The 21172-nt window shown below is 38.9% G+C and carries 18 protein-coding genes; 12 read left to right on the plus strand and 6 right to left on the minus strand.

The features are described 5' to 3' along the window. Positions 1-41 precede the first annotated feature (41 nt). Genes PSF28_RS00370 through PSF28_RS00380 form a run of 3 tightly spaced genes read left to right on the plus strand, consistent with a single transcriptional unit; the run spans position 42 to position 3046 of the window. The gene (locus tag PSF28_RS00370) at positions 42-1403 is read left to right on the plus strand and encodes a PTS transporter subunit EIIC (RefSeq protein ID WP_004909226.1); all 1362 of its coding nucleotides are present in this window, start codon (positions 42-44) and stop codon (positions 1401-1403) included. A 15-nt stretch (positions 1404-1418) separates the two neighbouring features. Beyond that, positions 1419-2264, plus strand: a complete 846-nt coding sequence (locus PSF28_RS00375) for a MurR/RpiR family transcriptional regulator (protein ID WP_004909230.1) — start codon at positions 1419-1421, stop codon at positions 2262-2264. Further along, positions 2264-3046 carry a sulfite exporter TauE/SafE family protein gene (locus tag PSF28_RS00380; RefSeq protein WP_004909234.1) on the plus strand — a complete coding sequence of 261 codons (783 nt, stop codon included), beginning with the start codon at positions 2264-2266 and terminating at the stop codon, positions 3044-3046. The genes PSF28_RS00375 and PSF28_RS00380 overlap by 1 nt, the downstream gene beginning before the upstream one ends. Positions 3047-3110: 64 nt before the next feature. On the opposite strand, the gene PSF28_RS00385 is transcribed toward PSF28_RS00380, so the two are convergent. Together PSF28_RS00385 and PSF28_RS00390 are read right to left on the minus strand one after the other, a co-directional pair. Then, positions 3111-3992: a rhomboid family intramembrane serine protease gene (locus tag PSF28_RS00385; protein ID WP_110731802.1), complete on the minus strand. Its 882-nt coding sequence runs from the start codon at positions 3990-3992 to the stop codon at positions 3111-3113. Positions 3993-4274: 282 nt separating this feature from the next. Next, positions 4275-5972: an NAD-dependent malic enzyme gene (locus PSF28_RS00390; protein WP_109910989.1), complete on the minus strand. Its 1698-nt coding sequence runs from the start codon at positions 5970-5972 to the stop codon at positions 4275-4277. A gap of 425 nt (positions 5973-6397) precedes the next feature. Between PSF28_RS00390 and PSF28_RS00395 the strand changes: the two genes are divergently transcribed. From PSF28_RS00395 to PSF28_RS00405, 3 genes are read left to right on the plus strand one after another with little or no spacing between them, the layout of a single operon-like run. Further along, entirely contained in the window at positions 6398-7021 is a 624-nt protein-coding gene (locus tag PSF28_RS00395; RefSeq protein WP_115167695.1) for a hypothetical protein, read from the plus strand. Positions 7022-7080: 59 nt separating this feature from the next. Continuing rightward, positions 7081-7806, plus strand: a complete 726-nt coding sequence (locus PSF28_RS00400; protein ID WP_272684443.1) for a hypothetical protein — start codon at positions 7081-7083, stop codon at positions 7804-7806. Then, complete coding sequence (locus tag PSF28_RS00405) at positions 7799-9850, plus strand: hypothetical protein (RefSeq protein ID WP_272684444.1); 2052 nt, start codon at positions 7799-7801, stop codon at positions 9848-9850. The genes PSF28_RS00400 and PSF28_RS00405 overlap by 8 nt, the downstream gene beginning before the upstream one ends. Positions 9851-9969: 119 nt before the next feature. Here the strand turns inward: PSF28_RS00405 and cdd are convergent, their stop codons facing one another. The 4 genes from cdd to metG all read right to left on the minus strand — a co-directional run bounded on the left by cdd (position 9970) and on the right by metG (position 14395). Then, entirely contained in the window at positions 9970-10857 is an 888-nt protein-coding gene (gene cdd, locus PSF28_RS00410) for a cytidine deaminase (protein WP_272684445.1), read from the minus strand. A gap of 204 nt (positions 10858-11061) precedes the next feature. Continuing rightward, positions 11062-11757: a CidB/LrgB family autolysis modulator gene (locus tag PSF28_RS00415; protein ID WP_102138398.1), complete on the minus strand. Its 696-nt coding sequence runs from the start codon at positions 11755-11757 to the stop codon at positions 11062-11064. Then, positions 11757-12224, minus strand: coding sequence for a CidA/LrgA family protein (locus tag PSF28_RS00420; protein WP_125893324.1), 468 nt, complete (start codon positions 12222-12224; stop codon positions 11757-11759). The genes PSF28_RS00415 and PSF28_RS00420 overlap by 1 nt, the downstream gene beginning before the upstream one ends. Before the next feature lie 143 nt (positions 12225-12367). Further along, positions 12368-14395 carry a methionine--tRNA ligase gene (gene metG, locus PSF28_RS00425; RefSeq protein ID WP_272684446.1) on the minus strand — a complete coding sequence of 676 codons (2028 nt, stop codon included), beginning with the start codon at positions 14393-14395 and terminating at the stop codon, positions 12368-12370. Positions 14396-14657: 262 nt separating this feature from the next. On the opposite strand from metG, the gene apbC reads away from it, so the two are divergent. From apbC to asmA, 6 genes are all read left to right on the plus strand, one after another. Continuing rightward, positions 14658-15770 (plus strand): iron-sulfur cluster carrier protein ApbC, encoded by a 1113-nt coding sequence (gene apbC / locus PSF28_RS00430; protein WP_210838966.1) that lies wholly within the window; start codon positions 14658-14660, stop codon positions 15768-15770. Positions 15771-15987: 217 nt separating this feature from the next. Then, positions 15988-16548, plus strand: coding sequence for a LemA family protein (locus PSF28_RS00435; RefSeq protein ID WP_210838964.1), 561 nt, complete (start codon positions 15988-15990; stop codon positions 16546-16548). Between the two features lie 85 nt (positions 16549-16633). Further along, positions 16634-17590 (plus strand): zinc metalloprotease HtpX, encoded by a 957-nt coding sequence (gene htpX / locus PSF28_RS00440; RefSeq protein ID WP_210838962.1) that lies wholly within the window; start codon positions 16634-16636, stop codon positions 17588-17590. Positions 17591-17768: 178 nt separating this feature from the next. Then, positions 17769-18413 carry a uridine kinase gene (udk, locus tag PSF28_RS00445; RefSeq protein ID WP_004256495.1) on the plus strand — a complete coding sequence of 215 codons (645 nt, stop codon included), beginning with the start codon at positions 17769-17771 and terminating at the stop codon, positions 18411-18413. A gap of 38 nt (positions 18414-18451) precedes the next feature. Further along, positions 18452-19033: a dCTP deaminase gene (gene dcd / locus PSF28_RS00450; RefSeq protein WP_210838970.1), complete on the plus strand. Its 582-nt coding sequence runs from the start codon at positions 18452-18454 to the stop codon at positions 19031-19033. A 127-nt stretch (positions 19034-19160) separates the two neighbouring features. Beyond that, complete coding sequence (gene asmA / locus PSF28_RS00455; RefSeq protein ID WP_210838960.1) at positions 19161-20999, plus strand: outer membrane assembly protein AsmA; 1839 nt, start codon at positions 19161-19163, stop codon at positions 20997-20999. Positions 21000-21172: the final 173 nt, after the last annotated feature.

Consider the following 21172-nt stretch of genomic DNA (forward strand, 5'->3'; position numbering starts at 1 on the left):
AAGAGCGGGTTTACTGGCTCAGTCAACATCAGGGGAATCATATGGCTAATAAGATAGAACATCTGGAAGTACTCGCCAGAGAAATAGAAAAATATGCGGGCGGCTTTGAGAACGTGGCAACATTAACTCACTGTATGACGCGTATCCGTTTAGTTTTAAAAGATAACAGTAAATTCGATGCTGAAGCTTTGAAACAAATTGAGGGTGTAAAAGGCGTTATTTTCAATGGTGAGCAACAACAAGTGATTGTTGGAATGGGAACCGCAGCGAAAGTCTTTTCGGTGATGAACAAACGCATGCAAGGTAGTACCTCTGCAACAACGGAAAGTGCAGCACCAGCAGAGAAAAAAGCATTTTCCATACGACGTATGCTAAATACGTTGGCCGCCATTTTTGTTCCAACCATTCCTGCACTGATTGGTTGTGGTTTGATTATGGGGCTGATCAATATTGTGCGTTTAGTGGCACCAGGCGTTGTTGAACAATTCCCTGAATTATTTAAGTTATTAAAATTGATTGGTAGTGCAGTCTTTGTTTATCTTTCAATTATGATTGGGGTGAATACTGCGAAAGAGCTTGGTGCATCTACCTCAATTGGTGCGGTCATGGCTGGATTACTTTCAATGCCAGGTTTAGCGGATATCACCTTATTTGGCTCGAAGTTAGTCCCGGGTAGTGGGGGAATTTTTGCAGTGCTTATGGTGGTCGTTTTCTCTTCTAAATTTGAAGTGTGGTTTAGAAGTATCATTAAAGAAAGCTTAGACCTCATCGTGACGCCATTTGTGACCATTTTAGTCTCAGCGATGGTGGCAATTGTAGTGTTCCAACCTGCAGGGCATTACTTAAATCAAATTTTAGCGCAAGGTGTTTCTGTCGCTTTATTAAATAGTGGCGGTGGTGCCGTGGCGACTGGCGGTATCTTGGGGGGAAGCTTCTTATTTTTATTACTAACGGGTTTACATCAAGGTTTGATCCCAATTCACGCTGAAATTTTACAAACTTTTGGTCTGAATTACTTGTTCCCAATTTTAGCTATGGGGGGAATGGGGCAAGTGGGTTCGTGTTTCTGGGTTTATTTAAAAACCAAAAACCAACGCTTGAAGAAAACCTTAGTCGGTGCGTTACCTGTGGGTATTTTTGGTGTCGGTGAACCACTTTTATTTGGTGTGTCATTACCATTAGGTAAACCATTCATTGCAGGTTGCATTGGTGGAGCTGCGGGCGGGGCATTAATGGCGTTCTTCCATGTCGGGATCATCATTCCTTTTGGAACAGCAGGGTTATCATTAATTCCATTAGTGGGTGATGGCCAAATATTGGATTTCTTAATTGCTGTTGCAGGTGCATGGATTGTCGGGTTCATTGCCAGTATGATAATAGGCTTCACTGATCCAGAAAAATAATTAGAAGGAAAAGCCATGTCGACACTGACGGTAAAACTGGAAAGCTTGCAGACACGCGGTAAAGGCACAGAACAACGTATTGCCACCTTTTTGCTGGATAACCGCGAAAGTCTTATCGCGATGAATGCAGCGGAGTTGGCGCAGGCGGCTGGGGTAAGTAGTGCATCTGTTATCCGCTTTTCACGTCAAATGGGGTACCGTGGCTATCCTGAATTTAAAGTCGATTATTTGTCGGATGAGAAACAACACAAAGCCGAAAGCCTATACGGTAATCTGAGTCGCCACGATGATACTTCTCAGATTATCGCTAAAACGGGGCACATGTTTATTTCGGCTATTGAAAAATCACTGGATCTGCTTGAACCACCAGTTGTGGATACGATTGCGCAAAAAATGTACCAGGCCAAACGTATTGTGCTGTTTGGTGTCGGGTCTTCAGCTATTGTTGCCAGTGATATTTTCCATAAATTAATTCGCATTAATAAACATGCACTGTTTAGTTATGATTTGCATGTTCAGCTAAGTTACTCGGCAAATTTGGGGCCAGAAGACCTTGCTATTGCGGTAACGGCACGCGGAAATACTCAAGAAATCAATAGCATGCTTCGTTCTGCAAAAGAAACCGGATGCCCGACAGTCGCACTGACGCGTTTTGGCCAAGATGAAGCGATGAAGTTAGCGGACTTCGCCTTGCCTTATTTTTATGATGAGCAACACTCCCAATTAGGCATCATCACCCCCCAAGTGTTACAGATGATTACTTTCGATACATTATTTTTTAAATACCTCACGTTAGCAGATAGTGATGCAAATGAAGCATTACAAAAAGGGCGACGAGCACTGATACAAGGCAAGAGTTAATGATTGTAACGGAGTTAGCGATAGGTGCACTGATTGGGCTGATTATTAGCACAACGGGTGTCGGTGGTGGTGTGATTGTATTACCGATACTGACCTATTTCTTTGGGCTAAATGCATTAGCGGCAGTAGCCACTGCCAATTTTCTTTCGATGTTAATGAAGGTTTCTTCTTCTTATATGCATTTTCGACTAGGCAATATTCCCTTTAAAGGGGCAATGATTGTGTTAGCGATTATGTTACCGAGCACCTTTCTCTCTAGCTTGTTTGTGACATGGCTGGGGGGGTTACCGGGGTATGAAAAACAAGTTGAGTGGGGGATTAATCTCTTAGTGGCTGCTGCCATTATTTTTTCGCTCTATTTATTTATTCAGCGAATGTTTTTTGTTTCGATCATCAAACAAGAAACGGCGAAAGGGGACCAGCTAAAATCCATGGCTGTGCCAGCTATCTTGGCGGGTGTTGTACTTGGTGCAACGGGTGTTGGTGGTGGGGTGGTTGTTCTCCCTATGTTATTGCGCTATATGCAACTAAATATTAAGCAAGCAATTGGCACATCGATTTTTGTAACAACCGTGTTATCCGGTTCCTCTGCTTTAGCTTATGCGCAAGATGGCTATACGGATTTAAAATTGGCGCTGATATTGTGTGCAGGGGCATTGATTGTGATGCCACTGGCTAAATATTTACTGATCCGTTTATCTGAACGCACCTTTCAATACATTACATTGTTATTAATTACCTGTAGTGCAGTAATGATGACAATGAATTTATTCACCTTCTAGGGTCATGAGTCCTATTATTGATGTTGTTAATAATAGGACTGACTCTTCACTAAAAACGGTGCGTTTATCGCTGATTAAGCTCTTTTGTCATTTCTTGGTAAATAAATTGGCGCTCATAGTTTAGGTCTTCGTCTTGTAAGGAAGAAAACTGGCTGAGTGTAATAGTGAGTAAGGCGGCGGCTATAAGTACAATTAAGCCACTAGACAGCAGTTTTGCTCGAGCTGTTGCATGGGGAGCTAGTACAAAAGCGCCACTGATAACCGCACCGAGTATTGCGCCACCAATATGAGCTGCGTTGTCAATACCTGACTGCAAACCATTGATAAGAGTTAACGCAATCATCCCAATAATATTATATAGCGGGCGTTTTAATTGGTTGCGTTCTTCAAGAGAAAGGTTGGGGTGATTAATTCTTTTTAATAAATCAATGACAGAAGCCGCAGCTAACCCCATAATGGCACCAGATGCACCAATGCCAACAGTAATATACACTGTGTTATCAGGTAAATATAAACTGTTCCATGCATTCATTGATGCTCGGCTTGCTGCTTCCTTAATGGCTTCGCTATATTGCCAATAAGCACTAAAAAATGCGGCACCAATACCTGAAAATAGGTATATCGCGAGCATCCTAAATTTTCCATAGGTGCGTTCGCATTCAATCCCAATAACAAACAAGGCCAATGTATTTAAAGCAAGGTGCATACCACCTGAGTGCAATACCATACTGACTGGATAACGCCACCAATCCCCAGTTAATGAAAGTTGGTAAACATTGGCACCAAATAACAATAAGTTATTTTCTTGGGAATCGAGTGGGGCGGCATAATTGAGCTGGTAAAAATAAACAACAATATTCAGCACTGCAATAAAAAGCGTTAGGGCTATTGCCCATAGGGAAAACTTAGGTTTCTGTGGAATAGCAGTATTGAGGTCGCCAGTCATGTAAATGTCCTATTAATCAGTCATGGCCGTTATCTTAAATAAGTGATTTGTTTAGCGCAATTTATCATTATCTGAGAATGCAGATATCATTTTGTAGGGGTCATAAAAAACAAAAAAAGAGCTCTAAAGAGCAGCAAGTCTGATAGGTTTTGAAAATAAATTAGGAAAATCAATTTATTGATTTTCGGCTGATAACACAAAGCGGGAAAAACCACGCTTTTATCCCGCTTTGTCAACAACCTCAGGAGCTCTAAGAGCTCCTTTCAACGTCATTATGACAAATTAAAACGAAGTTCGTTTATAGGTACGGTACTCAGGCTTCCAGAAATTGCGTTCAATAGCTTCATCAAGCGCGCTATCCGAAGTGACCGTTGCCACACCTTGAACTTGTGCTTCTTTTGCCACTTGTTTAGCAATAATGCGTGAAACATCTTGGATATCAGACAGTAAAGGCAATAGCGCACCTTCGCCATTTTTGGCTAGTGGCGAACAGCTGGCGAGAGCACGGCTGGCAGCCATTAACATGCCATCAGTGACACGTTTAGCACCAGAGGCAATCACACCAAGACCAATACCCGGGAAGATATAGGAGTTGTTACATTGTGCAATTGGGAACACTTGGTCTTTGTAAGACACTGGGTTAAATGGACTTCCTGTTGCGACTAAGGCCTTGCCATCAGTCCAATTGATAATGTCTTCAGGGCGAGCTTCAACACGTGATGTTGGGTTAGATAACGGCATCACAATAGGGCGTTCACAGTGCTTATGCATCTCTTTAATGATTTCTTCTGTGAATAACCCAGCTTGGCCAGACACACCAATCAATATGGTTGGTTTGGCATTGCGTACGACATCTAACAGTGAAATTGAGTCACTGTTAACATCCCAGTCGGTTAAATTTCCACTGCTTTGGGTTAATTTGGCTTGGAAATCGAGTAAATTAGGCAGTTTATCGGTTAATAAACCAAAACGATCAACCATATAAATGCGCGAACGCGCTTCTTCGTCGCTTAACCCTTCAGATTTCATTTGAGCGATAATTTGTTCTGCGATACCGCAACCCGCTGAGCCTGCACCTAAGAAAGTCACGCGTTGGTCACTTAACTTACTGCCTGCGGCATGGCTGGCGGCAATTAAGCTACCTAATGCAACCGATGCGGTGCCTTGAATATCATCATTGAAACAGCATAGCTCATCACGGTAACGGGTTAATAAAGGCATCGCATTTTTCTGAGCGAAATCTTCAAATTGTAATAATACATTTGGCCAGCGGCGTTTAACTGCCTGAACAAATTCATCAAGGAACTCGTTGTATTCATCACCCGTAATACGTGGGTGACGCCATCCCATATACAGAGGGTCATTCAGACGCTGTGGGTTGTTGGTTCCTACGTCAATAACAATAGGTAAGGTATAAGCAGGGCTGATACCCCCACATGCGGTATACAGGGATAGCTTACCAATTGGGATACCCATACCACCGATACCTTGGTCACCAAGGCCTAAAATACGTTCGCCATCAGTAACAACAATCACTTTCACATTTTGTTTAGTGGCGTTTTGTAGCATGTCGTCGATGTATTCACGATTCGGATAAGAAATAAATAAACCACGTGCACGACGATAAATGTCAGAGAAATGCTCACAAGCTTCACCCACGGTTGGGGTATAGATAATAGGCATTACTTCAGTGAGGTGAGCATCTATAAGGCGATAAAATAAGGTTTCGTTGGTGTCTTGAATATTTCGCAGATAAATGTGTTTATCAATATCTGATTTAAAATCAATTAATTGGCGATAGGCTCGTTCAACTTGTTCTTCGATGGTTTCAACTTGTTCAGGAAGTAAACCATGCAAGTTAAAATTTGCACGCTCTTCTTCGGTGAAGGCGCTTCCTTTATTCAGCAAAGGGAATTCAAGCAAAATTGGGCCAGCGTAGGGTATATAGAGAGGGCGTTTTGTTTCGTACTCATGTTCCATGAAATATCACTCTTCGGACGATTAATCAACAAAGTCAGGGTAGATCCTAAGCTAAACAGCAAATATGTACAGTAAATAATGATAAAAAAGCGTTAAAAAATTTACTGAAAAATATTGTGCATATGATAAGGAGTTTATGCGCGAAAGGGAATGAAAGCCGATAACGGCATACGCATTACGGTAGGTAGATCACGCTTAGGCAAATAATGAATGTCTCATCGTTATTTTTACGTTTTCAAACGTTAGTTTAGCTTTTCTGCGGGTTCAATTTTTTCATGTTTTTTCTTATTTTTAGTCAGTTACAGAGAGAAAAAACGGATTCAATGAAAGTTAAATTATATTTTTAAATATCATATATTGCTGCAAGTTTTAAATTTATATAAGTTAAATTTTATTTTATATTTCATTTTTCACTAAGGAGTTTTATGAATTTAATTAATGGGGTGTTAAGAAATAAGCGTATTTATATATTAATTATTATGGCATTTCTAGGAGGAATGAATCATTCAAGAGCAGACTATAACCCAATCGAAACACTAAGGAATATTGACAGCTATTTCTATGAAAACAAATATGGCTCATCAATTTTTGGTCGAGTTATAACAGATTATTTTTATTTGGTGATGAAAGAAAAAAACAAAACAATTAATAAAACATTGATAGACAAAATAAATTATGACCATGCATTAGAAATGCTTCAAGTATTGAAGCGAAAAGCGAAGAAACAGAGTACAGGTGAAAAAGTCTCTCATGATATGACTTATAAAGAAGCAGATGAAATACACTATCTGGTCATGTTACGTAATAAAATACCCGAAGAAGCTTGGGTTTTAGGTGTGGTATTTTCTGTATTAGATGAAAAAGAAAAAGAATTTTATTGGCAAAAAATTATGGCAGCTTCTGGAGACCGTGGCCATGAATTATCGGTAATATACAGCTTGATGAAAGTGATGTCAGAAAAGGAAAAGAAGGCCACTAAAAAACAGAAAATAATTATTAATAAATGGTATGAACGTATGAGTAAAACATTAGCTTCTGCTAAATCATAGTTTTCATTTAAATAAGTTTGAAAACTAAATGTTATATAAGTATTAAGGTGTCAATTATTATGAAATTATATTTTTGTTTAATTCTACCGTTATTATTATTTTCCTGCATTGTAAATGGCGAGAACCGCCCCGGTTTTGTCTGTGGGCAGTTTAATAAGAATATTATAGAAGTTCCTGGCGAGTATGTTTTTCCATTTGCTGAATATGAAGGGTATAGCTATTTTGACCCAAGGTTTATTGAAAATAAAGAAGGATGCGATGCTAATTTTAGAGAGTTAACATTAATAACGCATTGGCCTTATATGACAAGTGTTGATTCCAAAAAAAAAATCCACCTTGAAATAGATGAAAAAACGATAAGAATTATATTGAGACCAATTCGAGAGAAAGATTATTCATTAACACAAAAAATGAGGAATTATCTAAATGCATCATATTTAGGAAAGCGAAGTCAAATATTTTATGACGATGATTCCGAACTTCAATATGTTGACTATTTTGATGAATATAATATATCTGAAAAACTATATAGTGGAGAAAGAACTCAAAAGAAAAGAACTTTTTTTTGGTTCGAAAATGAAAATGAAGTTATTGCTATCTTAGAATGCTTATGGCTACCATTAGAAAATAAATATTTAAGTTGTAATATGAGTTTTTCAATATTGGAAGTGAGAATACTAGCAGAGGTTAGGTTTAGTTTTGATAAACATAAAAAATGGAGAGATATAATGAAAGAAACTAAGGTTTTTGTGATTGATTTTATTAAGGATGAATATTATGAGTAAAGATATGGCTAGTTTTTCAATTAATTATAATGATGTTGTAAATTTGAAGGCTATTTTAAATGAAGGATATTTGGAAGCGTTTTACAGATATCTTGCTGACAAGGGGGATAGGTATTCATTAACGGCGCCTGGGAGTTATAATGAGCATAGTTTCTTAAGTCGATTATACTTTAATTATGGTTTAGATGTTTATAGTGATGAACTGAAATACATGTATTTAAGAGGAATATTATATAGGGTTCAACAGGATTTAGCTAAAGAGTACATGGTGTTAATAGAAAGTAAGTTTAAAAATAATATGGATAAAAGAGGGTTTATAAATATATCTAGTGAGGATATTTATAAGCACTATATGCATGTTTTAGAAAAAAATAATATGTTTATGGGATATTGGGATACTAATATAGCAATGTTATTTTTTACTACTGAAGAAAGAGGGGAGTATTGGGATAGTAAATTAAATAATAGTGATTCATTCAAAGGCCAAGTGATTCATTATTTTAAAACTATAAATTCCCTATTGGATATTTATGATAAATATACTAATAAAAAAGGCACTCCTATAGCGTGGTACTTGAAAAATAACTATAATCTATTTATGTATGAAAGGGGGTGTGAGTTAATTGAAGAGCAGAAAGATATAATATTAAAAGATAAATATCTTTGTGATTTAATATATACTGTTCATATGAAGTATGTTAAATACAAAGATGAAATGGATATTAAAATAGGGAATGTGTATGATTTAATAAACTATCAAGAAAATGAATTATTTTACTCTGATAAGATTGATTTGAAAAATAAAATCAAATTAGAGGTGTTGGAAAAAGATATTAAAAATAGAAGGAGAAAAAGGTCAGTTGGTAATTATACTGATGAGTTTGTTACGAAAAAAGATGATGCTATTAGAATATATGAGGAGTTTAAAAAGATACAAAAGTCTGAAGTTATTTATGATTATTTGGAAAGTGAAGGTTCCAAATACGCTGTTATTGCAAATGGATTGATTAAAGAACAATCTTTATCTGGAAAGGTTGCAAGTAATTTTATAGATACAGAGTTGGAAAAAAATGGAATAAATGAAAGTAAAATTATTTTGGATAAATTAAAATTGGATTTGGCAGAAGAAACTATTTTAACATTTATATCACGAAGTGATAGTGATGGGGTTATAAAGGGAGATTTAACATCACAAGAAACACAACGTATTCATTATAATGCTTTTGAACGTAATGGTATATCAAGGTATGGATGGACATTAACAATCCCTTACCAGATTTTACCAGAAAGCAGACATAAAGAAATTCATCTTGAAATGTTAAAATCTGCAGGTAATGATCAGGCTGAATTTCAGTTTTCTATTTTCTTAAGTGACGAAATGTTTCTCGAAATAATTAAAAACCCAAAGATAGAATCGATAAAATATTATGTTAATTGGGGGGAGATATTATTAACAATTGATAATATAAAAGAAGTGGGGGCTGTTTTTGGTGATTATTTTGTAGAAAGTGGAATAACACTCAAGGAAGATATAGCAGCCTACGTGAATGAATTAAAAAAAGTTATCCCTAAAAGCGATTTAGATATTTATGGGGTTGAGAGCAAAATATCGCAAACCAAAACCCAGCCTATCAATCAAGGAGCGCCATCAACACCACCAATTAAGCATCCACATAATAGGGTAGAGAAATCGATATTGGAAAGCACTTATCCGAAAGTCGAACCGAATAGACAATTAGCACCTCGTACAACAAATCTGTTTGATAGATTAACAGTTGATAAAAATGAAACACCAACAAATCATTATTTAGAACGCCCAAGCGTTGTTCTTCCGGGAACGCCAGGATTTAAAGACTTTCCTAAGGATACAATAGAAAATAATCGTCATTTCGAGAACATGGTTGGTCAGCTAAGAGACAATATGTCATCAATGAATAACTCAATGAATTCATTTAATGATAGATACTCAATACCTTCAATACCAAGTGTACCTGAATTTAGTTATAGGGGGTATTCGTCAGGGGCTTCTCTTAATTTTAATTAGTATTATAAAATTGCTAATAATAAAAATAATTATTTATGATGGTTTGTCATAACATGAAACGGTTATTGCTGACTATTCATATTAGTAGCAATAACCGTTACTTTTAAATCAATATCAAATTAATCCAAATAAGCTAATTCAATATTTTGGCAACCTAGTGCCTGTAATGTATTTTCGGTCACACACCAATGTTTGATAATCGCATCTTGTTTTTCAACAAACTTAGCTTGGTCGATGGCGTGAATATCTTTACCTGCAAGGTTAATCATAATTAAAGCGGCTTGCAGTGGTGGTAAACTTGGGTTGAATGCGGCATTTTCTGCGTAGCGTCCGGTAAACAGTGAGCCATCTTTTAATTGTAACGCAATTCCTGAATGGGATCGGCTATAAGGTGCATGGGATTGGTTTGCAGCCTCAATTGCTGCACTTAATAACCGGTCACGGCTTTGGTTTTTATAGCCATGGTCAACAGGGTCGAGTAGTAAAGTAGTAATATTGAGGTCAGACGGCCCAAATGAGTCGGGTAAATAGTGGTGTAGTATTGCGGGTGTGCGGCCTGGTAAATTCACCATAATTTTACCGCCTTCACGCAATTCATTCATAAATTGGCGGCAGTGCCCACAAGGTGTGTAATTCACGGTAATTGAGGTAATCTGCGTTTCACCTTTCATCCAAGAGTGTGTCACTGCACATTGTTCTGCATGGATCACTTGCCCCATTGAAACATGGCTAAACTCCATATTGGCGCCGAAATATAAATTACCGCTAGCACCGCAAGCGATTGCACCAACGTGAAAATGGGAGATTGGAGTAATTGCATAAGCCGCAGCGAAAGGCAATAACGCAAAGGCTAGCTCAGCGTCGTTTACACCTGCTTCAGCTTTAATCTGTTTGACTTGTTCCGCTGTTAACATACCTCGGAAATCAGAATTATCAATGATTGGTCTAAGTACCGACTGTAACTTTTCTGGAAGTTCGGCCCAAGCGGCCTTAAATCGTGAATGCATGTGTTACCTCCCTAATTAATTGTTTTTATTCTATTCAATAATGCGCCTAACAATATGTGATTTAAATCACCATTTTAAATGAAACATATGAAACAAATTCTTTAATTGAGAGATGTATCTCATGTTTTCTCTGTGTGTTAGTGAGTAAGAGGCTAATGGATTCCTCTTACTCATTTGCTTGGATATTGGCTTAGTGAATTAAGCTTAGCTAAAAAGATGTAAAATAACAGGAAAGATAAATGGGGCAATAAGTGAGGTGATAACCCCACAGGTCATCAATGCAAGGGAACTGTAAGCACCTTCAATGTAATTCACTTCGGCACAGCGGGCAGTGCCTAGGGCGTGGGAAGCGGTTCCCATCGCGAGTCCTCTTGAGGCGTGGGTTCGTACACGCAGCACATCAAATAAGCTATGGCCAAACATGGCGCCTAAGATCCCAACAAACAACACGCAGGCGGCACTAATCGCAGGGATCCCACCAACCGAATCAGCAACAGCCATCGCGATAGGGGTAGTGACCGATTTAGGCAAAATAGAACCCGCGATATCAGGGGTTGCCCCTAACCATAGTGCGATGGCGGCACCGCTAAACATGGCCACTAAACTACCTGCAAAACAAATGCTTAATAAAGATTTCCACTGGGCCCGAATTTGGTGCATTTGTTCGTAAAGTGGAAAAGCTAGCGCGACGACTGCAGGTTGTAGTAAATCATTGAGTATTTTGCTACCTGCAAAATAGTGCTCATAAGAAGTATTTGTCACGACCAATAACGCAATCAATACCGCAATAGTAATTAATAGTGGGTTTAAAATCGGTAACTTAAATGTGGTCGACAGCTTACGAGCCAAATAAAACACCACAATGGTCAGCGGCAATGACCACCAAATATGTTCTAACATTATTCATTCCCCTTAGTTTTATCATTATTAATGACCGAAGAAATTGGCTCTTCGGGGGGTAAAGGAACGTCATCAGGTTGAGCACCAACGACAGGGCGTTCCTTATGAATATAGTTAGAACTGATGGCGACAACGACCATAACGATTAAGGTACTAACCACACAGGAAACGATGATGGGAACCATTTGTTGGCTGATTAATTCATAGTAATTCATTATGCCAACACCAATAGGAACAAACAGGATGGTCATATTTTTCAACAAAATGCTGCAACCGGGTTGTGCCCACTTCGCGGGGATAATTTGTAACGCAAGCAATATGAATAAAATTAACATGCCGACAATGCTGCCAGGGATGGAGAATGGAAGTAGTGTTGAGATAAGGTTTCCAATAATCAGGCAAAGGTAGAGTATTGCGAAAGCTCGCAAATATTGCCATCCCGTTATCAGTACCTGTTTAAATGACATGAGACTGGTCCTGTAATGTAATATCTATTCATCATACAATTAACTTTATTATTGTGCTACCGATCACAATAAAAAGCCAATAAAAAAGTGGGAAGTATTTAGCTTCCCACTTTTGATGAATAACAGACTAGAGCAAGTATGGGTTATTTAACTTGCATACCGGGTTGCGCACCACTGTCTGGGCTGAGCAAGAAGATATCTTTACCGCCAGGGCCAGCAGCCATTACCATGCCTTCAGAAACACCAAAACGCATTTTACGAGGTGCGAGGTTGGCAACCATCACGGTTAAACGGCCTTCTAAGGCTTTTGGATCTGGGTAAGCGGAGCGAATGCCTGAAAATACTTGGCGAGTTTCACCGCCGATATCCAATTGTAATTTTAGTAGCTTGTCTGAGCCTTCAACAAAATCAGCTTGCTTGATTAATGCAATTCGCAGGTCAATTTTCGCAAAATCATCAAAGGTGATGGTTTCTTGAATTGGGTCATCGGCTAGCGGCCCCGTAAGTTGCTGAACGGGTTTGATGCTCTCTTTTGAGGCTTCAACCATTGCATCCACTTTTGCCATTTCAATGCGGTTAAACAATGCCTTAAATGGTGCGACGCTGTGGTTCAATAATGGGGTGTTAATCGCATCCCATGATAATTCACTATTTAAGAAAGCTTCAGCACGCTTAGTGAGCCCTGGTAAAACAGGTTTCAGGTAAGTCATCAGAACGCGGAACAAATTGATGCCCATCGAGCAAATATCTTGCAGCTCTTGATCTTTACCTTCTTGTTTTGCCACAACCCAAGGGGCTTTTTCATCAACATAGCGGTTTGCGATATCGGCTAATGCCATGATTTCACGGATCGCTTTGTTATATTCACGGTTATTATAATCTTCACCGATAACTTTAGCTGCATCAATAAATTGTTGATATAGCTCAGGCTCAGCGAGATTTGCCGACAATTTACCGTCAAAACGTTTAGCAATAAAGCCTGCATTACGAGATGCCAAGTTAACCACTTTATTGACGATATCGCTATTCACACGCTGTACGAAATCTTCTAAGTTAAAATCGATATCATCGATACGAGAAGACAATTTGGCAGCATAATAATAACGTAAGCAGTCGGCATCTAGGTGATCTAAGTAAGAGCGGGCAGTAATAAATGTACCGCGCGACTTCGACATTTTTGCCCCATTAACCGTGACATAACCATGAACAAACAGATTTGTTGGTTTACGATACTGGCTACCTTCTAACATGGCAGGCCAGAACAGGCTGTGGAAATAGACGATATCTTTACCAATGAAATGGTAAAGATCGGTTTTCGAATCTTTATTCCAAAACTCGTCAAAATCAAGGTCACCGCGTTTATCACACAGATTTTTAAAGGAGCCCATATAACCGATAGGGGCATCTAACCAGACATAGAAATATTTACCCGGCGCATTCGGAATTTCAAAACCGAAATAAGGCGCATCACGGGTGATATCCCATTGTTGTAAGCCAGATTCGAACCACTCCTGCATTTTATTGGCGACTTGTTCTTGCAGTGCACCTGAGCGAGTCCATGCTTGAAGCATGTCGCTAAAGGCAGGAAGATCAAAGAAAAAGTGTTCTGAATCACGCATGACAGGTGTCGCACCTGAAATCACTGAACGTGGGTTAATCAGCTCTGTTGGGCTGTAGGTTGCGCTACACACTTCGCAGTTATCACCGTATTGGTCTTCGGCTTTACATTTTGGACAAGTGCCTTTAACGAAGCGATCCGGTAAGAACATGCCTTTTTCTGGGTCGAAAAGCTGTGAGATAGTGCGGTTTTTAATAAAACCGTTATTTTTCAGTTTCCCGTAAATTAGCTCTGATAAAACCTTGTTTTCTTCACTGTGTGTGGAGTGATAGTTGTCATAACTAATGGCGAAACCAGCAAAATCGTTCTGATGCTCTTGGTTCACTGCCGCAATCATCTCTTCTGGCGTTACGCCCAGCTGTTGAGCTTTAAGCATGATTGGAGTTCCGTGCGCGTCATCGGCACAGATAAAGTGAACCTCTTTGCCGCGCATTCGCTGATAACGGACCCAAATATCAGCCTGAATGTGTTCCAGGATATGACCAAGATGGATTGAACCGTTAGCATAGGGTAACGCACAGGTTACCAGTAATTTATTCGCGACTTGAGACATAGTAACTTTCTTACTTCCATTATTTGAAAAGGGTCTTTGATGTTAACCGATCAAAACCATCGCTGCTAGGGGTATAAAATATTAATTGGCAATTTGTTCGAAAAAGAAATTTTTACCTCTTTGTGGTTTTTACTGTGCGGGGTAATCACTATTTTTTGTGTTCTCTGTTATGATTAATCTCAGTCAAAGTATATCTGTTTAATTTTATGTAGCTTATTATTCAGGATGTACCTAGTTCAAAAATATAAATAAAGGAGCCGGGATGAACGATAAATCCCCCGAGCAGAGCAAACCAGAACTGCTGACTGAACAAGTCTCCAAAGTTTTGGCTTCATTTACACACCCAACACTGCAACGTAATTTGATTTCTATCAAAGCGTTACATCATTGCGCAATGTTGGACAACGTGCTGCATGTCGAATTAGTTATGCCATTCGTTTGGAAAGGGCCGTTTCAAACTTTAATTAGCGAAAAGACCGCTGAATTGAAGCAACAAACAGGCGCTCATGCTGTTGAATGGAAACTGCGTCATGACATCACGACATTAAAACGTGCAAATGATTTGCCGGGTATTAATGGTGTTCGTAATATCTTAGCCGTCAGTTCGGGTAAAGGTGGTGTTGGTAAATCCAGTACTTCTGTGAACTTAGCGCTTGCGCTGGCACAAGAAGGAGCGAAAGTGGGGATCCTTGATGCGGATATTTACGGCCCATCAATTCCAAATATGTTAGGCACAACATTAGAGCGCCCAACCTCCCCAGATGGTCAGCATATGGCCCCAATCATGGCGTATGGCTTGGCAACAAACTCAATAGGTTACTTAGTGACCGATGATAACGCGATGGTTTGGCGTGGCCCAATGGCAAGCAAAGCATTGATGCAGATGCTACAAGACACGTTATGGCCGGATTTGGATTACTTAGTTATCGATATGCCACCGGGAACAGGTGACATCCAGCTGACGCTTTCTCAAAATATTCCAGTAACCGGTGCTGTTGTGGTGACGACTCCACAAGATATTGCCTTGGTTGATGCCATGAAAGGCATTGTGATGTTTAAGAAAGTTAATGTCCCAGTACTGGGTGTTGTTGAAAACATGAGTGCACATATTTGCAGCAATTGTGGGCATGTAGAACCGATTTTTGGTACCGGTGGTGCTGAGAAATTAGCAGAAAAATACCATACTAAATTATTGGGACAGGTTCCTCTGCATATCTCTTTACGTGAAGACCTTGATCGTGGCCAGCCTACTGTTATGCGTGATCCAGAAGGTGAATTTGCCGATATCTACCGTGAAATTGCTTCAGGAATTTCAGCCTTGATGTATTGGGAAGGGGATAAAATCCCAACAGAAATTTCTTTCCGTGCAGTTTAATCGGTTATAGAGCAAAAAGGCTATTTAGTATTATCTCTAAATAGCCTTATTTATTGTTGAACCCTTTTTTTACTAAACACGCCTACTTTAACCTTCTATACCTTCTATTTTTCTGAATTGTTCTCGGAATATTTCTTTATTGAGTCATGTTCGCGTAGAATAGCCGCATCTGTTATTTAATCAGTTTTCTTTCTACGGGTAATCCGAAAAGGTGACTATGAAATTTTTAATTTTTATTGTTGTCGTGGTGCTGATCGTTATTTATTTTTATAACCGTATCGTTGCGTTGCGAGAAGCTGTTATTTCGAGTGAAACAGAAATTTCAGTTCAATTAGACCGTCGTGGAAAAGTATTTGATAGCTTATTGGCAACAGTTAAAAAATATTTAAGCCATGAAACCGAGGTGTTCAGCAAAATTACAGAACTACGGACACAAGCACAAAATACGACAGGAGATAAAGCCCGCGAAGCCGAAGATGCATTATCAAAAATGGTGACCAGTGGGGCGATTAATGTCGCAGTTGAAGCTTATCCTGAGCTAAAATCCGATGCAATTATGGCAAATTTACAAGAAGAAATCGTTTCTTCAGAAAATAAACTGTCATTTGCTAAACGTGGTTATAACCGCTCATTAGAAACGTATAATGCGTATATTGCGTCTATGCCCGCGGCACTAATTGTTGGCATTATTCCTAGCTTAAAAATTTCAAAGGAATATTGGCGTCTTGATGAAGAAACTATTAAGACTGAGGAATCACGTCGCATTAATTTTGATTAAAAATCTCTTACCTTTGAAGTTATCAATCATCGGAATGCCTTATGGTGTTCCGATATTATATGAGTGGTAGATAGCAGGTCACATTATGGATTTTAGAAACGTCATTCGTAAAAATAATCTTCGCACGCGTTTGGTGGTGATGAGCTATATTTTTTTAATGCTAATTATTGGCTTATTGGCAGATATTGCAACACATCCAAATGAGCAATTGGACTTAGTCGATAATGCGATGATGTTTGTGACACTTCATGAATTACCTATCGCCACTTTTATTGTTTTAGGCTTAACCTTTCTTGGGTTGATTTATATTCATTTTAGAGGCCATAAAATGATGTTAGCTGGGATGAATGCCAGAGAAATAACCCAAGAAAATGCGAGTAGCCCCCAAGAAAAACAACTTTTTAATATTATTGAAGAATTAAGTTTAAGTGCTAGTTTAGGTTATATTCCCCGTTTATATATTTTAGAAACGGATGAGCCGAATGCTTTCGCAGCAGGGTGGAATAAGCGTAATGCGCTTGTGGGGGTAACCAGAGGTTTGTTGCAAACGCTTAATCGGCAAGAAGTTCAAGCCGTTCTCGCTCATGAAGTTGGGCACATTATTCATGGTGATTCAAAATTAACCCTGTATGTGGGGATTTTGGCAAACGTGATTTTAACGGTAACGAATTTATTTAGTCAGATTTTTATCCGAACAGCAGGGCGCAGCCGCAATAATGCTGCTAATAAAGCGCAAATGATCCTATTGGTTCTAAATTTTGTTTTACCGTGGATAACCCAAATACTCTATTTTTATTTATCTCGTACCCGTGAATATATGGCTGATGCAGCGGCAGTGGATTTGACTTCAGATAACCAAGCCATGATAAGTGCGTTGAAAAAAATCTCCGGTAATCATGAAACCCATGAATATGATAACAGTACCACAGGGCAAGCTTACCGCAAGGCCGCTTATATTTTTAATAAAGGCGATTCTGTATTTTCTACTCACCCTTCGATTGAAAATCGCATTGCGGTATTAGAAGGAAAAAAACAATTTTAGTGTATAAATGACATTTTGTACGCTCCGATTTACGGCATTTCCTATCCAATGGGTGTTTTTTTAGCGAACTTTGTTGAGGTATGCTGGAACAACACGCCATTACCCCCTATAATTCCGCCAACATAACATTTTTCTGTTGTGTATCTCATTTCTAAATATTTAACCAGGTTATCATTTTATGACTGACATAGCGCATCACTGTACCATTGTAGGTATATCGGGAGCCTCTGCATCTGGCAAAAGCTTAATTGCAAGCACGTTATACCGTGAATTAAGAGAACAGGTCGGTGATCATAATATCGGTGTTATTCCAGAAGATTGTTATTATAAAGACCAAGCCGATGTCCCAATGGAAGAACGCCTTAAAGTAAATTATGACCATCCTAACTCGATGGACCACAGCTTGCTTTATGAACATCTCAAATCACTGAAAAGTGGCCAAGCAGTAGAAATCCCGCAATACGACTATGTCGCTCATACACGTAAACAAAAAACCATCACGTTCAAACCTAAAAAAGTCATTATCATTGAAGGTATTTTGTTATTAACAGATAAACGCTTACGTGGTGAAATGGATTTTTCTATTTTTGTTGATACACCACTTGATATTTGCTTGATGCGCCGTATTAAACGTGATGTAAATGAAAGGGGCAGAACGCTTGATTCCGTTATTGACCAATATAATAAAACGGTTCGCCCAATGTTTTTGCAATTTATTGAGCCATCAAAGCAATATGCCGATATCATTGTTCCTCGCGGTGGGAAAAACCGTGTAGCGATTGATATCTTGAAAGCAAAAATTGGCGAATTCTGTCAAGATTAAACCGCGCAGAAATTAAAATAATGAAGGGGGAAACAACCATGCGTCTTTGTGACCGCGATATTATTCAATGGATGGATGATGGTAAATTAGTTATTAGCCCACGCCCACCAGTTGAACGAATCAATGGTGCAACTGCAGATGTTCGTTTGGGAAATCAATTCCGCGTTTTTCGAGGACACACGGCTGCATTTATTGACCTTAGTGGCCCTAAAGATGAGGTTAATGCCGCATTAGATCGCGTCATGAGCGATGAAATTGTTCTTGATGAGGATGAGCCATTTTTCCTGCACCCAGGAGAATTAGCACTTGCAGTGACGCTTGAGTCTGTTACGCTCCCTGATAACCTTGTAGGTTGGTTGGACGGGCGCTCTTCATTAGCGAGATTAGGTTTGATGGTGCACGTAACCGCACATCGAATTGACCCAGGTTGGCATGGGCAAATCGTGCTAGAATTTTATAATTCAGGTAAATTACCATTAGCATTGCGTCCTGGCATGGTGATTGGCGCATTAAGCTTTGAGCCATTATCTGGTCGTGCTGATCGCCCTTATAATAGCCGACAAGATGCTAAATATAAAAACCAACAAGGTGCTGTTGGTAGCCGTATCAGTGAAGACTGATAACCGGTGAACTTTGCGGAAGTTGTTGTGTTTAATGGAGATTAAACCGGTAATTTCCGCCCATTTTCAGGGATAGGTGTGAGTTCATTTTTGTGGCGAGCGCAAGCGGAATTTAAGAGAGGGAAGGATGAAACGTTTTTTGACGACACTGATTATTTTACTTGTGGTGATTGTTGCAGGGTTAACAACACTTGTAATGTTAGTGAACCCGAATGATTTCCGTCATTATATTGTTGAACAAGTAGAGAAAAAAAGTGGTTATCAACTTGAATTCAACGGTGATATGCGTTGGCATGTGTGGCCAACCTTAAGCATTATTACTGGGCCTGTTTCCCTTACTGCACCGAATGCCGCTAAACCCATCCTAAGTGCAGATAATATGCGCTTAGATGTTGAATTATGGCCTCTCATTTCCCATAAGCTTTCTGTTGAGCAAATTGTTATCGATGGTGCTGTTATTCGCAAAACACCTGATAGCGAAATTCAAGCTCACCGTAACACCCCTGTTGCGCCTGGTGGTGTACCAACATCAACCACTTCACAAGAGAAAAGTGACTGGTTATTAGATATAGAAAAAATTAATATTTCTAATAGTTTAGTTATTTGGCAAACAGCTAAAGATGAATTTAACCTGCGTAACATTGATTTATCACTGAAGAAAAGTGATAAAAAACAGGTCGTAGTTAAATTCAGTGGAAATCTAAATAAAAACCAACAAGAGTTTGTATTTAATCTACGTGCAGATATCGATTTATCAGATTTTAATCAAAAGATTAGTGGAAAATTAACTCAGTTTGATTATAAGTTGAGTGGTGTTGATTTACCTGAAAGTGGAATTGAAGGGCAAATAACGAGTGATTTTCTATACACCAAAGGCAAAGTGGAAAGTGCTAGTTTAAATAATTTGGCAATAACGGCTAATGAAAGTGCCCTATCAGGGAATGGCAGTATCCAATTAACGGATACTCCAAAAATTAGGGTTAATTTAGTCGCCGAGAAATTAGATTTAGATAATCTATTAGGGATAGCATCGGCCAGTACCAGTGTAGAATCAGAGACAAATAATAACCGTGTCGGTGTTAAACCGGTTATTTCTGGGGCTAATCCTCAACAGTATGATTTGTCAGGCTTGCAGGCATTTTCCGCCGATATCAATTTAGCCATTAAGCAGTTAATTTATCGCGGAATGACGGTTAGTGATGTGGTTTTTGAGGCACAAAACCAAACTCCTCGTTTGACTGTTTCAAAACTACAAGGTAAGGCATTTGGTGGTGATTTTTCATTACCTGTGACTTTTAATTACAGCTCAACGCCTGCTTATGTTTCAGCAAAACCAGATTTAAAAAATATCGACTTAACTCCGCTATTAAAAGCCTTCAATATGCCACAAAAATTAAGTGGAATAATTTCGTTAAATGCGGCGTTATCGGGTGTGGGTTATGATGATAATGCAGTGAAAAACCAATGGCAAGGGCCGGTTAATTTTGAACTAAGAAACGCAAAATTACAGGGGCTGAATATTCCGCTATTAATTCAGCAATCCGTTTCCAGAGTAACCAATAAGATTAATGCACCCGTCAATTCGGGAAATTTCACTGAGGTTGATTCCTTCACTGTGGCAGGTAAATTAAATAAAGGTACGTTGAACATTTCCTCTATGAATGCGATGTCATCCTTAGTTAACATCAGTGGGCAAGGCCGTATGAATATCCCTAATGAAACCATTGATGTCAATTTAGGGGTTAATATTGCGAATGGCTGGGGTGGGGATTCACGTTTGGTTCAACAATTGCAAGCTATGACCATTCCACTGCGAATTTATGGTAATTGGCATAATTTGAAATACCAATTAGATGTTGAAAAATTACTGCGTAATGAGTTACGTACACAAGCTAAAGAAGCGCTTGGTAACTTCTTGAAGAAAGAAGAAAATAAAGGACTCAATGATTTATTGAATGCCCTTTAAGATAACAAAACGCCCTTAAATGGGCGTTTGAGGTTGTTGACAAAGCGGGATAAAAGCGTGGTTTTTCCCGCTTTGTGTTATCAGCCGAAAATCAATTTATTGATTTTCCTAATTTATTTTCAAAATCTATTAGATTTGCTGCCAAACATAATAGGTTTGTCAGCAGTCTGAAG

Source organism: Providencia sp. PROV130, from assembly GCF_028482225.1.
Lineage (GTDB): Bacteria > Pseudomonadota > Gammaproteobacteria > Enterobacterales > Enterobacteriaceae > Providencia > Providencia rettgeri.